The sequence below is a fragment of the Bacillus cereus group sp. Bc061 genome (genome assembly GCF_027715825.1).
GTDB classification, from domain to species: domain Bacteria; phylum Bacillota; class Bacilli; order Bacillales; family Bacillaceae_G; genus Bacillus_A; species Bacillus_A paranthracis.
The window spans coordinates 1-15642 of the sequence record NZ_JAQFTZ010000020.1 but is presented as its reverse complement, the minus strand read 5'-3'; the positions used below and the strand labels follow the sequence as shown (position 1 = coordinate 15642).

The following is a 15642-nucleotide window of genomic DNA, read 5'->3' as shown; positions in this document are numbered from 1 at the left end:
GTCGATTAATGTCGTAATATCTCTATAGTTAGATGTTGTAATTGGAAAGCTTTTTCTGTTATAGTTGTAAATGGTTATAAGAAGTTTGTTATAAATGTAATTCTGACGCGTTTTTCTATTCATTTAAAATATTCTGATTTTTAGATCTGGATCCTTTAAAATGAAAGTCGAAAAAACGATCGTTTTGAATTGTGAAAATTCACTTTTTTGTCGAATTTAAGGTTTTAAATTAGATGAAAAGGGTGTATGATTTCTTTATGATTCTGTAATACAGGATATTCTATTATTCTGTACAAAGAATACTTTAACCACATTTATATCTACTAGTTTCAAAAATAAATAGAATATCTATTTAAAACAGTATGGAACTAGTATTACATTCCTAAGGAGGAAATATATAAAATGGCAAAGACTAACTCTTACAAAAAAGTAATCGCTGGCACAATGACAGCAGCAATGGTAGCAGGTGTTGTTTCTCCAGTAGCAGCAGCAGGTAAAACATTCCCAGACGTTCCAGCTGATCACTGGGGAATTGATTCTATTAACTACTTAGCAGAAAAAGGTGCAGTTACAGGTAACGACAAAGGAATGTTCGAGCCTGGAAAAGAATTAACTCGTGCAGAAGCAGCTACAATGATGGCTCAAATCTTAAACTTACCAATCGATAAAGATGCTAAACCATCATTCGGTGATTCTCAAGGCCAATGGTATACTCCATTCATCGCAGCTGTAGAAAAAGCTGGCGTTGTTAAAGGTAAAGGCGAAGGCGTATTTGATCCAAGCGGAAAAATCGACCGCGTTTCTATGGCATCTCTTCTTGTAGAAGCTTACAAATTAGATACTAAAGTAAACGGTCCTCTAGAAACTAAATTCGATGATTTAAAAGATAGCTGGGGTAAAGACAAAGCTAACATCCTAGTTAAATTAGGAATCTCTGTAGGTACTGGCGACAAATGGGAGCCAAATAAATCTGTAACGAAAGCAGAAGCAGCTCAATTTATTGCTATGACTGACAAGCAGTTCGGTGGGCAAAAAGAAGAAGCTAAAGTTGAGTCTATTAAAGCAGTAAATGCTAAAGAAATTGAAGTTAAATTCGGTGCTGAAGTTCAAGATGTGACTGCTGCAAACTTTGCAATTTCACAAGAAGGCATGACATTTGATGCTCCAAAGTTAAGTAAAGATAAAAAATCTGTAATCTTAACAGTAGCTGGCGACAAAAAGCTTGAGAACAAAGAAGCGTACGTTGTAACTGTTCAAAATGTTAAAACTGTTGATGGTAAAGATGTTCCAAAAAAATACGAGGTTATCTTCTTTAACGATGAGGTAGCTCCAACTGTATCTACAGTAACTACTCCAGGTGGAGATGTTAAAGTTGTATTTAGTGAGAAATTAAGTACAAAAGAAGATGCGAAGGTTACTGTTGTTATTAACGGTACAGAATTTAAAGGTATTACGCCTGTAGACAATACAGTTACACTATCAAAAGATCAAGTTAAAAATCTTGTTAAAAACGGCGAAGAATTTAACTTAATTGTAAATGGTGCTAAAGATTTTTCTAATAATGCAATGTCTATGTACCAAGGTAAAGCGACATACAAAGTAGAAAAAGATACTACTGCACCTGAAGTAAAAGAAGTTAAAGTAACTGATATTGCTGCAGATGGAAAAGTAACTTTAGAAGCAACATTCTCTGAAGAACTTGCATCTTTAAATACAGTAAGTGTTAAAAAAGGTGAAAAAGCTCTTTCTGTAGTACGCAATGAAAATACTGATAAAACAAAAGCTACGTTCACTGTTGACGGAGTGTTTGGAGATAAAGAAAACACAGCTAACTTATCTGTAGAATTTGTTGGACACACAGACCTTGCAGGTAACGTTGGAACAAAAACAACAAAAGCTGTTCAAGTTTCAAAAGATGTAGTAGCACCTAAGTTTACTAAAGTAGAAACTGATGGATTAGATGCTAAATTAGTATTTGACAAAAAAGTTAACATAGTAGATGCAAAACAATTACGTGTTATCAACCTTGATACAAGTAAAGAAGTAGCAGTTCCAGCAGCAAATGTTACTGCAAATGAAAAAGAAGTAACTGTTAAGTTCGCTGAAAAAGGAAACTACAAAGTATTTGCTAATAAAGAATTTGTAGCAGATGCTTCTGGTAATAAATCAGCTGCTTTTGAAACAACTGTTAAAGTTGCACCAAAAGATGTAGTAGGTAAAGAAGCTCCAAAAGCTACTGCAAAATTCGAAGCTAACAAAATTGTAGTTGAATTTGATAAAGCTGTTAAAGGTGGCCAAGGTGCGACTTCAGCATCTAACGTAAATAACTACACATTAGATGGTAATAAATTACCAGAAGGTACAATTATTGTATTAGATGAAACTGGTACAAAAGCAACAATTGAGTTACCAGCATCAACTAAATTCGATGCAACAAAAACTGTTGTATTTACAGTAGCTAACGTTGAAAGCACAGAAAATGTTAAAATCAATAATACTGATTTATTAGTTACAGTTGCTGATAATACAGCTCCTGAATTCAAATCAGCTAAAATTACAAATGTAGACAAAAAAGAAGTAACTCTTACTTTCTCTGAAGCTGTAACAGTTGATAAAGCTGATTTCGTACTTGACTTAAATGGTGTAGTATTAACTGTAGCTGATCCTAAAAAAGAAGCTTCTAAAGAAGTAGTTCTAACAGTTAATGAAGCAGTTAACTTAGGAAATGGTACATTAACTGTTAAAGCTAATGAAGTTAATGGTAAAGTAGTTTTAAACACAACTGATACTTCTGCTAACAAAAATGTACTTGTTGCTTTCAAACCAGTAACAGTAACTCGCTAATTGAAATTTATTTCAATAGAAAGAGCCCACAACATGTGGGCTCTTTTTTTATATAAAATGAGCTCTGCAAAATAAATCATATTTTGCAGATTAGTAGTTAGCTATATTGAGAAACAAATCAAAAGCGCTTTCAAAAATAGAAGAATACCTCATTGATATGTAAATTTTTTGTAAATTAACACCTTTTTCTGTTAAAAAAACATTCGAAAAGAAGAAAATAATGTCGAAATGAAATAGTTTCAGTCGAATGTAGTCTGAAAATTGTATTTATTGTAAAAAATATTTAGATGCTGAAGTGGAAATATGTGCTATAATTCCAATTGTGTATTCGATATGAAAAATATACGAAGCGCATTGAGAGTGGTTTATAGGAAAACAGTTTATTCATTTCTATATTTAAGTATTATTGATATCTTAATAGTACGATAAAAAGACAGAATTATCAGAATGTGTCGAATTTTCTTTTGAGAAAGTTCTTGATAACGAATGGTTTTGTATAGTATGATGAACTTGTTTCAGAAAATGGTATTTAAACCTTATATTTACATCTAGCGGTTTGTATCATTTTTTATGTGAACTACTTTTCATTATAGTGTTTTTGTTTATGTTTTTATTGTTTTATGGCTTTTCTAACTAGCTAGTTTTCAAATTTAATATGATGTGAAACTAGTAGCATATTCCTGAAGGAGGAAATTTATAAAATGGCAAAGACTAACTCTTACAAAAAAGTAATCGCAGGTACAATGACAGCAGCAATGGTAGCAGGTGTTGTATCTCCAGTAGCAGCAGCAGGTAAATCATTCCCAGACGTTCCAGCTGGACATTGGGCAGAAGAATCTATTAACTACTTAGTAGATAAAGGTGCAATTGTAGGTAAGCCAGACGGTACATATGGTCCAACCGAATCAATCGATCGTGCTTCTGCAGCGGTAATCTTCACTAAAATTTTAAATTTACCAGTTGATGAAAATGCTCAACCTTCTTTCAAAGATGCTAAAAATACATGGGCTGCTAAATATATCGCAGCAGTTGAAAAAGCTGGTATCGTTAAAGGTGACGGCAAAGAAAACTTCTATCCAGAAGGAAAGATTGACCGTGCTTCATTTGCTTCTATGTTAGTAAGTGCTTATAACTTAAAAGATAAAGTTAATGGCGAGTTAGTTACAACATTTGATGATTTAAGAAAACATTGGGGTGAAGAAAAAGCAAACATCCTAATTAACCTTGGAATCTCTGTAGGTACTGGTACGAAATGGGAGCCAAATAAAACTGTAACTCGTGCAGAAGCAGCTCAATTTATCGCATTAACAGATAAAAAGTATGGTAAAAAAGATAATGCACAAGCATATGTAACAGATGTGAAAATTTCTGAACCAGCGAAATTAACATTAACAGGTACTGGTTTAGATAAACTTTCTGGTGATGATGTAACTCTTGAAGGAGATAAAGCTGTTGCGATTGAAGCAAGTGCTGATGGTACTTCTGCTGTAGTAACACTTGGTGGCAAAGTAGCTCCTAATAAAGACTTAAGCATTAAAGTTAAAAATCAATCATTCGTAGCGAAATTCGTATACGAAGTGAAAAAATTAGCTGTAGAAAAACTTACATTTGATGATGATCGTGCTGGTCAAGCAATTGTCTTCAAATTAAACGACGAAAAAGGTAACGCTGATGTTGAGTACTTAAACTTAGCAAACCATGACGTCAAATTTGTAGCAAATAACTTAGACGGTTCACCAGCAAACATTTTTGAGGGTGGAAAGTCAACTTCTTCTACAGGTAAACTTGGTGTTGGCCTTTCTCACGGTGATTACAAAGTAGAGGTTCAAGTTACAAAACGCGGTGGTTTAACTGTTTCTAACACTGGTATTATTTCAGTGAAAAACCTTGATACACCAGCTTCTGCAATTAAGAGTACTGTATTTGCGGTAGATGCAGATAAAAACGGTGTAGTATACGGTAATACATTGACTGGAAAAGACTTCAAACTAAACAGCCAAACGTTAGTGGTTGGTGAAAAAGCACAAATCCATAACGTAGTTGCTACAATCGCTGGAGAAGATAAAGTAGTTGATCCAAACTCAATTAGCATTAAATCTTCAAACAGCGGTATTATCTCTGTAGTAAACAACTACATTACAGCTGAAGCTGCTGGTGAAGCTACACTTACTATTAAAGTAGGCGACGTTACAAAAGACGTTAAATTCAAAGTAACGACTGGTTCTCGTACGTTAAAATCAGTAAAAGCTAATCCAGATAAATTACAAGTTGTTCAAAATAAAGAGTTACCTGTTACTTTCGTAACAACTGACCAATATGGCGATCCATTTGGTGCTAACACAGCTGCAATTAAAGAGGTTCTTCCAAAAACTGGCGTAGTGAAAAAATTGGATGTAACAACAACTGATGCTGGCTCAATCGGTACAAAAACAATTGGTGTTACAGGTAATGAAGTAGGCGAAGGTACAGTTCACTTCCAAAATGCTAACGGTGAAACTTTAGGTTCATTATATGTGAACGTAACAGAAGGTAACGTTGCATTCAAAAACTTCGAACTTGTATCTAAAGTAGGTAAATACGGTGAATCACCTGATTCAAAACTTGACTTAAATGTGGCTAACACAGTTGAGTATCAATTATCTAAGTACACTTCAGATCGCGTATATTCTGATCCTGAAAACTTAGAAGGTTATGAAGTTGAGTCTAAAAATCCAGCAGTAGCTACAGCTGAAATTGTTGGAAATAAAGTTGTTGTTAAAGGTTTAAAACCAGGTAAAGTTGATATCCACTTAACGAAAAATGGTGCAACTGCTGGTAAAGCGACATTAGAAATCGTTCAAGAGAAAATCGCTATTAAATCTGTAGACTTCAAACCAGTTCAAACAGAAAACTTCGTTGAGAAGAAAATTAACATCGGTACTGTATTAGAACTTGAGAAGAGTAACCTTGATGATATCGTAAAAGGTATTAACTTAACAAAAGAAACACAACATAAAGTACGTGTTGTGAAGTCTGGCAAAGATAAAGGAACTCTTTACCTTGATACAAATGGTAATGCTCATTATGACATCTTTGACCAAAAACTTGGCGATGTAACAGTAACAGCATCAAGTGATTCAGTATTCAACAACTTTAAAGCAGATATTTATGATGCTTTAACTACTAAGTACACTGACAAAGGTACATTAGTATTCAAAGTATTAGGCGATAAGAATGTTGTAACAAGTGAAATTGGTTCACAAGCAGTACAAGTGAACGTTCTTAACAATCCAAATCTATAAGTCGATTATAGATAAAGTAAAAAATCAGTGGGGATTCATCCCCGCTGATTTTTTAATAGAAAGAAGGCTCTTGTAAATTTACAAGAGCCTTCTTTCTATTTCTTAAACTTAAACATATCCCCACTCAAATTCGAATCACTATACACGAACAATACCATGTTAATGTTGTTGTCTTGAATGTATTGATATACATCTTTTTCGTGATAGTGACGCAGGTCGAGGATAGATGTGTGTTTGAAACTTTGTGCTAAGTGTGGCACGATTGCGTTTGCGAATGAGTCTTTTAGGACTAGGGCGCGTACTTCATTTTGTGCATTGTTATTTTCGATGACGATTTCTGGATAGTCATCTGTGTAATAACCTGCGTATGATGTTGTATCTTTTTGTTTTTCTACGCCGTATATTTCATCTAAGTTTTGGTGAATAGTACCTTGCACATCTTTTGCGGTTACGCTTGTGAAGTTGAAACCGTCTTTCGGTGTGTAGTAGCATAATTTTTCACCATTGGCATCGATGAGTTGGTATAGTTGGTTGTTAAAACTTCCAACTAAATGTTTATTTTGCGCACATGTCCGAGTGTAGTCTTCTTTTTTTATTTCTTTTCCTTTATATATAGAAGATTGTTGCCCGATTGTGTTCATTATATATTGGTAACCTAAGAAGGCACCGTCCATATTCCAATGATGATCTGTTTTGAAATACATGTCTTGTATTTCTTCGTTTGTATAGTTCTGTTTAAAGTGTTCCATCAGTTTTATTGGCTTTACGTCTGCTGGAAGCTTCTTTAGAAAGTAATTTAAATTTTCCTGTGCATATGTATGAATATGAGAAGGTAATTTAAATGATAATGCATTCGTTTTTGACGGTGGTAAAGCAAAGTAAAACTCAACGTTTTGTTCTTTTAAAAACTGAGATAAATCGTTTATAGCGGGCATGGATTGGTCAATTTCATTATATTTTTTTGTCCACGCCGGGTTTTTCAGGAGCCATTTATCATCAGTTAAAATAATGTCGTTAATGAGAGATTTGCCCATATTAATTTGAGCAATTGTATAGTTTTTAATAAGCTCATCTCGTCCGATTAGTTGATCATTTGTGTATGTTTCGACATCTTTAAAGAAGCTACCAGTTAGGAGAGCTTCTTTCGTAAGTGCTGGTTTTTGAGCGAGCGGCCGATTTTCAACTGGTGAAATGTCTCGGTCTGTTTTGAGTAACGATAATATGCCAAATGAAAAGATAATGGTGAGAAAACCGATAAACAGGATGAGGTTCCCCAATTTTTTCATAATAACGTTTCCTTCCTACATCAGTTAAAACCTGAAATAAATAAATGGATTATATGTTGAGTTAATCAAGTACATAACCGAAATCATAAATAATGTTAGTAATAATATAGGACGTACAAATTGCATTGTGAACATATACGTTTTTGGCGCAAGTTCTAGTATGTTTTTCATTCGTTTTAAAATTGGTGTCGCTGCGATAAAGGCAATGAGAAATACGATAATGTATTCATGTACGTATAACATCGTATTGTCATCGATGAAAGATTGGCCACCTATGCCGAACATCGCTTTTAAATATTGGAACGAGTAAGCGAAATTGTCAGCTCGGAAGAAGACCCAACCGATCATAACGATTAGTAATACGTATGCATGTTGCAGTGGCTTCCATAGTTTGTTTAATATTTTTTCGAATCCAGCTTTTTCAATTGAAATAATAAAGCCGTAATATAAGCCCCAGGCGATAAATGTCCAGCTCGCCCCGTGCCATAAACCAGTTAACCCCCATACGATGAAGAGGTTACGATAATTCGCTAGTTTTGAAACGCGGTTTCCGCCGAGCGGGATATATATGTAATCGCGGAACCAAGAGCCGAGTGTAATATGCCATCTTCTCCAAAACTCTGAAATAGATTTAGAGATGTACGGATAGTTGAAGTTTTTCGGGAAATCAAAGCCGAACATTTTTCCAAGTCCGATTGCCATATCAGAGTACCCTGAGAAATCGAAATAAATTTGCAGGGTATAGGCGATAATACCAATCCATGCCGTTCCAACACTCATTTCAGATGGTGGTAAGGCAAAGATTTTATCAGCGACGAATCCAACTTGGTTAGCGATTAATATCTTTTTTGCTAGTCCGAGAACGAAAATTTGAATACCTTCTGTGAATCGTTCAAAAGAATGGATGCGCGTTTTAATTTGCTCAGCGACGATATTGTAACGAACAATTGGTCCGGCAATAAGCTGAGGGAAAATAGAGATATATAGCGCTAAGTTAAGTGGATTTTTTTGAACATCCCCATCTTTACGGTATATATCGATGACATAGGACATCGCTTGGAATGTATAAAATGAAATTCCAATTGGTAGTGGAATAGGTTCCACATGAATAGATAAGTGCAATATGTTGTTTAAAATGTCTGTGAAAAATGAAATATACTTAAAATAAGAAAGTAATAGTATATTTCCGACTACAGCCATAATTAAAAATGTGACTTTCATATTTTTTCGTTTATCATAATGATGCACGAGTAGGCCGAAGCAGTAGTTTAATACGATGGAAAAGAGCATTAAAAGAACGAAACGTGGTTCGCCCCATGCATAGAAAATTAAACTAAATGCAAGTAATACGAAATTACGTAGCTCGGCACGCACTATAAAATAGAGAAATAATACGAGAGGTAAAAAGATAAATAAGAAAATCGAACTACTAAATACCAAAGGACTCTCCTCACTTTTTCGAAATACATTTCGTAAAAAAAACGACATATCTATTATATATTCTTTTTTATAATAGTGCCTTTAATATTTTAGCATGTTAATAATTCGATTAAAATAATTATTCTATATAATAGAAGAAAAGCGGTATGGAATCCTTTTGACACCCACTATCTGGATAAGATAAGATGAATAAGGTGTGATTTGTTTAGAAGGGAAGAGATGGTGTGTTATTTAACTCGTTTGAGTTTATTTTTTTATTTTTACCGATAGCATTTCTTTTATATTTTTTATTAAATAAATTTGGACAAACTACTTTAGCGAAAGCTTGGCTTGTGGCAGCATCTTTATTTTTCTATAGTTATTGGAACATAAAGTATTTGCCGCTTATGTTAGTATCGCTCATTGTGAACTACTTTATCGGAATGAGGCTCGTGAAGCATAAGAGTAAACTTCTTTTAACAGTAGGCTTACTATTTAATATAGGAATGCTTAGTTATTTCAAGTACTATGATTTCTTTTTGCAAAATGTAAATTCGTTATTTGGAACTCATTTTACATTATTATCATTAACGTTACCGCTTGCGATTAGTTTCTATACATTCCAAAAGATTGCGTTTTTAGTAGATACATATCGCGGGGAAACGGAGGCATGTCATTTTCTTGATTACGCTCTGTTTGTAACATTTTTCCCGCAACTTATTGCAGGACCAATTGTACACCATGCGCAAATTATGCCGCAATTTGCGGATCGTAGTAAAAAGCGTTGGCAATCAAATTATATCGTTCTCGGTATTTTTGTATTTGCCATCGGTATTTTCAAGAAAGTAGGGATTGCAGACGTTTTATCTCCTGTCGTACGGGAAGGGTTTGATGTACAGCAGTCGCTAACCTTTGTTGAAGCTTGGCTTTCATCATTAGCGTTTACATTTCAGTTATACTTTGATTTCAGTGGATATAGCGATATGGCAATTGGAATTGCGTTAATGTTCAACATTAAATTGCCTCAAAACTTTAACTCACCTTATAAAGCGGTGAGTATACAAGACTTTTGGCATCGTTGGCATATGACATTAAGCCAGTTTTTAACGAAATATGTGTATATTTCTCTTGGAGGAAATCGAAAAGGTATTACGCGTACATACGTCAATATTATGATTGTCTTCTTAATAAGTGGACTTTGGCATGGGGCTGGTTGGACATTTATTTTCTGGGGATTTCTGCACGGATTAGCTTCGGTCGTTCATCGTTTGTGGAACAAAGCAGGAGGGTGCATGCCGGCCTGGGCGGGATGGCTCGTGACGTTTTTCTTCATTAATATAACGTGGGTATTCTTTAGAGCAACATCGATGCATGATGCGGTGAAAGTGTTAAAAGGAATGTTTGGATTTAATGGATTCGAACTAGCCAATAGCGTATTCCCGGTATTTGTTATTGAGAAGCTACAATTTTTAAAAGGGTACGGTGTTTCATTTACTGAAGCATACCATGTTTCATTATTAAATACGGAAATAGTAGCGTATATTTTCGGAGCATTATGTATTAGTTTCTTCTTAAAAAATTCAATTCAGTTAAAAGACTCATTCCGTCCGACAGTATGGACGGCGTTATTTACTGCAATATTACTTGTGTATAGTGTATTGCATTTAACGAGTATTAGTGAGTTTTTATACTTTAATTTCTAGGTGGAGAATATGAAAAACAAACAGTGGCTTATTTTCGTTTTTGTATGTGTTTTTGTTCCACTTGCAGGTGTTGGAATATTTAATGGCTATGCAGATTCACTTTGGTTATTCTCTCATAAAAATAAGTGGAATAATGTTCAGTTTGGGTTTAATGAGAGACAACAAAAAACGAATTATATAACATATCGTCCGTTTACTTATGATGGCGTTATACTTGGAAGTAGTAGAACAACGTTTATCAATGAGAATGATTTTACTGGATTAAACGCATTTAATTATGCGGTAAGTAGTACAGATCCGCGTGAGTACGATGCGTACATTGAATATGCAAAAGAGAGAAAAGGTAGTGAATTATCTTCTATTGTGATTGGTTTAGATTTCCTTGGAACGAACAAAAATAGAGAAATCGGTTTTGAAAAGCCAGAAGTATATATTAATGAGGCACAAAGCTTACTATATCCAATTAAATCGTATGTGAGTATGGATGGGATTACATATTCCCGAAATACAATTCAAAACTCCATTCATCACAATAAGACTATTGATGTATATAATCGCGATAACATAAAATCGATGCGTGAGTATACGAAAGAAGAGCGTGACACACAAATTGCTGCGCAAGTAGATAAATTTAGTAGAGAGATTTATGGCGGGAATTATGAGTATCAAAATATGAAGGAAATATTAGGAAGTGTAAAATCTCATAATCCGAATACAAAGTTTTATATTTTTACAACTCCTGTTTCAGAGCCATTGTTCCGTGCGATGATTCAATCAGGACGTTGGGAAGATTATAAAAGGTGGCTCCATGATACTGTCGATGTATTTGGAGAAGTACATCATTTCATGTATTTAAATTCAGTAACAAAGAACTTAGATAACTATATGGATGGACATCATTTCAGACCAGAAGTCGGAAAGATAATTGCACATAAAGTTGTAAATGAAGAAGATCGTAATGTGCCGAAAGATTTTGGGATTGTTATTACGAAGGATAATATTGATGAGGTGCTGGAGCAGATTCATGCATCGTTTCAATAGAAAGAAATAGTTTTGTTTCAAAGATCGAATCTTCATGTGATTCGATCTTTTTTAGTAGTCCACAAAAAATTTAATTAAGCGAGAAAAAGCAATTATGACTGGAGTAGAAAGAAGCAGCATCCAAATAGATGCTGCTTCTTTCTATTCTATTTCTAAATCAACAATTAAGTAGGCAAGTATAACGATGAAAAAAATGCTAACAGATGGCGCTGTTAATACGTGACCAGACATAAAGCCAATGCCAAGTGATAGGATGAGTGTACTAGATAATAGCATATATTTTACAGTTATAATTTTCTTAAAGTTTGTGATCATAAGGATGAATAGTTTAATACCGAAGTATAGAAGTGGTATTAAGTAAATAAGGAAACCGATAATTCCAAAGGCGAAAAATAGGTCATGGAAGTCCATTTCAATTAATTTAATTTTAACTGTGTAGTTACCAGCGTAACCCATTCCAAAAAGTTTTTGTGAGAGCGGTGCTTCTTTATAGTATTGTTTGTATACTTTTAAGAATTTGTCCCGATCACTATAAATTAAACTCTTCACTTCAGAGTCTGTTAGTTCACCTTTTGCGTGTTTTTTTGCATCCTCTGGATTTTCTTTAATTACTTTTCCTTCTTTTTTATCCTGTTCTTCTTGTACTGATTTTTTGTATTCGTATATTTGCATGTGGATTCCCATATTTTTTGCGATAGGAGTATGCGGTGTAAGAACAATTAAACCTCCTAGTACAACTGCTGCAACGATGGTGTTTACAAGATATGTGAATCCTTTTTTTTCTTTTTTACGGTTTAGTATATATTCAATGAACGAGAAGAAAAGTGCTACGCCTAATGTTAGCACAATTGCACCATATCCAACTTTTGTTCCGACCATAATACTTGCATACATCGCAAGTATTGTTGGAATCCAGTAATATATTTTCGAGAAAGAAGTTGTTTTATAAATCGAATATAAGACAACGATTGGGAACATAATCGCGAAGAGAGCACTTAAATCATTTCCAGCAAAGAACCAACCTCTTGAGCCAATTTTTGAGTGAGGATAGCTTGGGAAATCAGTGCCAGTTTGCATTGCGATAATCATTGTGATGCTTAAAATTAAAGTTGCATATAAGAAATATGTAATGATTTTATGAAACACATATTCTTTATTTTTTAGCTCTTTAAAGACGATAATATATCCAAACAGTAGCACAATTGGATATATGCTCTTTAAAATAAATTTAACTTCTTCTCCAAATGAAACTGGAGATTTAACCATCATATTATTTACAAGACCGATTGCCAGTGCAATGCCGAGTAAACATAAATAGAGAATGTACTTTTTCGCGCCTTGTTGTTTATGATGAAGAAGTAGATAACCTAATGCAAGAAGCATAAAGGTGAAACGGACTACGATTCCGACTGTTGCGCTCATGTGTAATATATAGATTGAAAAAGACGTTAATAAATCTAAAATTGGTTGAAACACGATGAATAGCAGTAGGAAATGCGGGAAGTAGTTATCCGTCTGTTTTAACTTAGTAACCATATGTTCCTCCATTTCTTCATTCCTTTATTTCAGCACCCCTCTATATAATAGGAAGGGGAATGAATTTCTATATTTAATTTTTATATCAGACTTAAGAATACACCATTTCATTGTAATGGTAAATAGATGAAGAGCCGGGATAAACCGACTTTAATTTCTATATTTTTCAACGAAATTGTATGTTTTATGCAAGGCGATATACAAATTACGAGATTATTAGACAGAAAATTAAGAAAAAAGAAGGGTTTTTCACATCCTTTCTATAATTATATAAGTATAATCTTTGTGTAGAAAAGAGGGGTATATATAATGGAAGTAACAAGTAAAACAGAATCTGTCATTGTGAAATATGAAGGGCACGTTGCAACGGTTATGGTCAATCGCCCAGAGGTGTTAAATGCATTAGATGAGCCAACGTTAAAAGAGCTATTACAAAAATTGAAAGAAGTAGCGGAGAGTTCTGCACACATTGTTGTGTTATGTGGGAACGGCCGTGGTTTTTCTGCGGGTGGAGATATTAAATCGATGCTTTCAAGTAATGATGAAAGTAAGTTTGATGGTATTATGAATACTATTTCTGAAGTCGTTGTGACTTTATATACGATGCCGAAGCTTGTTATTAGTGCGATTCATGGACCAACTGCTGGTCTTGGATTAAGTATTGCACTAACAGCTGACTATGTGATGGCAGATATATCATCCATTATTGCGATGAACTTTATTGGAATCGCTTTAATTCCAGATGGTGGCGGCCATTTCTTCCTTCAAAAACGCGTCGGTGAAAATATGACGAAGCAAATTATTTGGGAAGGAAAGAAATTATCGGCGAGCGAAGCGCTTGAAATCGGTTTAATTGATGAAGTAATCGGCGAGGATTTCCAAACGGCTGTGAAGCAAAAAATTAGTGAATGGTCACAAAAGCCGATCAAAGCGATGATTCAAACGAAGCAAATTTTATGTGAAGTAAACCGTTCTAATTTAGAACAAACGCTGCAGCTTGAAAAACGCGGTCAATATGCGATGAGACAAACTGCGGATCATAAAGAAGGTATTGCTGCATTTTTAGAAAAACGTTTGCCGGCATTTAAAGGAGAATAAAGTGTAGTAATAGTTTTACTAACGGTTAATTTAAGGTAAAGGGGAGAAAGTGCTAACACATTTTAGTATAATTGTGTTAGCACTTTTTTTAGGAGTAATATATGAAGAAAATTATTGGTGTTATCGTTATTATTTTACTTACTTATTATGCTTTGCATAGTACACCATCTCTTGCGGTACGAACTGCACTATTCTTTGAAGGGCATCCAATTGTTGCTTTCTCAGGTGAAGTGGAGAAAGAACGGGATGTGAAAAAAGAGGCGATTCCTGATGAGTACCAAACCTTATATGGCGATAAGAAAGAAGAACCAGAGCATTATTTCTTTCCGGCAGTAAGGGCACACGGATCAGGAATTGATATGTTAAGTGCTTGTGTGAAAAAAGAGTGGTTATTTTATAAGGCAGAGCTCGGCTGCTATTAAACATAGGAGGAAATAACAGTAAACAAAAATTTATAAAACACTCTAAAATTTTATAATTACGGGTTGCGTATTTTACAGAATTTAACATACAATATTTTTAGGTGACGAAAATGAAGAATTATATTTCAATTGGGAAAGCTGCAAACATATTAGGTAAAACACAACAAACTTTACGGAATTGGGATAAAGAAGGTGTTTTTATTGCGGATAGAACACATTGAAAAAAACGAAGAATCCGAATTAGTGGAAGATCTTATAGCAATCACGACCTCTTTTTCTGCAAAAATTCATGGGAAAAGAGGAGGTAGAAAATTAGAAAATGCAATAAAATCCGTATTAGAAAAGGGTGAAAAGGATGAAAACAACGCGGACTTGTAAGATCAATTCTATTACAAAAGAACAAATAGAAGATTTAATTTCTTTAATTCGCACCTTCGAAAGTGCAAAACGATATAGTTTTAATCGTTTAATTGAAGGAGAAAACGAGAAAGAATTGATTAAAAAACTACAACTTAAATATTTGTTAAACAAACGCTTTTGTGAAGATGCAGTTTTGCAAGCACAAACCATCCTTTCCTCCCAAAAAGAACTTCTTCCTGTTTACCTAGAAAACAATCAAAAAAAATTAGAAAAAACATTACAAAAAAAAGATGATTATGAAAGTGGCAGGAAAAACCCAAAAAAAGTTTCATTAGAAATGTGTCTAATTGGATTAAGAAAAAGACAACAAAAATTAGAACAAAAAATTGAAATGTATGAAACACATATTAAAAATGGAACATTACCTCCTATTATTTTTGGTGGACGGAAAAATTTCTATGAAAGAATGAAAGATAAGATATCCAATCAAGAATGGAAAGATTTACGTACAAGGCAATTATATTCTCGCGGAGATAAAAGTAAAAAAGGGAATTTGAACATGCGCATTACAGTTGATGATTGTGGGCAAGGATGGTTAGAAATTGCAAATCCATTAGGACGAACAAATGGAAAAACAAAAAGCCCACGAATC

General features: G+C 34.1%; 11 protein-coding genes and 1 pseudogene. 9 read left to right on the top strand and 3 right to left on the bottom strand.

What is annotated here, in order from left to right; all coding sequences use genetic code 11:
• Positions 1–402 precede the first annotated feature (402 nt).
• Together PDQ40_RS27500 and PDQ40_RS27495 are read left to right on the top strand one after the other, a co-directional pair.
• Positions 403–2844, top strand: a complete 2442-nt coding sequence (locus PDQ40_RS27500; protein ID WP_270691761.1) for an S-layer homology domain-containing protein — start codon at positions 403–405, stop codon at positions 2842–2844.
• Positions 2845–3545: 701 nt separating this feature from the next.
• Positions 3546–6125, top strand: coding sequence for an S-layer homology domain-containing protein (locus tag PDQ40_RS27495; protein WP_270691760.1), 2580 nt, complete (start codon positions 3546–3548; stop codon positions 6123–6125).
• 95 nt (positions 6126–6220) lie between these two features.
• Here PDQ40_RS27495 and patB1 read toward each other — a convergent pair whose 3' ends face one another.
• Both patB1 and PDQ40_RS27485 read right to left on the bottom strand, forming a co-directional pair.
• Positions 6221–7411, bottom strand: a complete 1191-nt coding sequence (gene patB1 / locus PDQ40_RS27490) for a secondary cell wall polysaccharide O-acetyltransferase PatB1 (RefSeq protein ID WP_098947113.1) — start codon at positions 7409–7411, stop codon at positions 6221–6223.
• A 24-nt stretch (positions 7412–7435) separates the two neighbouring features.
• Complete coding sequence (locus tag PDQ40_RS27485) at positions 7436–8851, bottom strand: MBOAT family O-acyltransferase (protein ID WP_000232139.1); 1416 nt, start codon at positions 8849–8851, stop codon at positions 7436–7438.
• A gap of 224 nt (positions 8852–9075) precedes the next feature.
• Here PDQ40_RS27485 and PDQ40_RS27480 point away from each other — a divergent pair, with 224 nt between their 5' ends.
• Positions 9076–10533, top strand: coding sequence for an MBOAT family O-acyltransferase (locus PDQ40_RS27480; RefSeq protein ID WP_000898519.1), 1458 nt, complete (start codon positions 9076–9078; stop codon positions 10531–10533).
• A 9-nt stretch (positions 10534–10542) separates the two neighbouring features.
• A complete protein-coding gene (locus tag PDQ40_RS27475; protein ID WP_000792076.1) occupies positions 10543–11574 on the top strand; it encodes a hypothetical protein in 1032 nt (343 codons plus the stop codon).
• Positions 11575–11715: 141 nt separating this feature from the next.
• Here PDQ40_RS27475 and PDQ40_RS27470 read toward each other — a convergent pair whose 3' ends face one another.
• Positions 11716–13110 (bottom strand): O-antigen ligase family protein, encoded by a 1395-nt coding sequence (locus tag PDQ40_RS27470; RefSeq protein ID WP_000256703.1) that lies wholly within the window; start codon positions 13108–13110, stop codon positions 11716–11718.
• Positions 13111–13419: 309 nt separating this feature from the next.
• On the opposite strand from PDQ40_RS27470, the gene PDQ40_RS27465 reads away from it, so the two are divergent.
• The 5 genes and pseudogenes from PDQ40_RS27465 to PDQ40_RS27445 form a co-directional block, all read left to right on the top strand.
• Positions 13420–14208: an enoyl-CoA hydratase gene (locus tag PDQ40_RS27465; RefSeq protein ID WP_000454172.1), complete on the top strand. Its 789-nt coding sequence runs from the start codon at positions 13420–13422 to the stop codon at positions 14206–14208.
• Positions 14209–14309: 101 nt separating this feature from the next.
• A complete protein-coding gene (locus tag PDQ40_RS27460; protein ID WP_000720155.1) occupies positions 14310–14630 on the top strand; it encodes a hypothetical protein in 321 nt (106 codons plus the stop codon).
• 110 nt (positions 14631–14740) lie between these two features.
• Positions 14741–14851: a MerR family transcriptional regulator gene (locus PDQ40_RS27455; protein WP_061183568.1), complete on the top strand. Its 111-nt coding sequence runs from the start codon at positions 14741–14743 to the stop codon at positions 14849–14851.
• 22 nt (positions 14852–14873) lie between these two features.
• The gene (locus tag PDQ40_RS27450; protein ID WP_270691763.1) at positions 14874–15008 is read left to right on the top strand and encodes a resolvase; all 135 of its coding nucleotides are present in this window, start codon (positions 14874–14876) and stop codon (positions 15006–15008) included.
• A pseudogene (locus PDQ40_RS27445) lies at positions 14986–15642 on the top strand (IS200/IS605 family accessory protein TnpB-related protein); the annotation flags it as partial. The gene PDQ40_RS27450 and the pseudogene PDQ40_RS27445, both read left to right, overlap by 23 nt.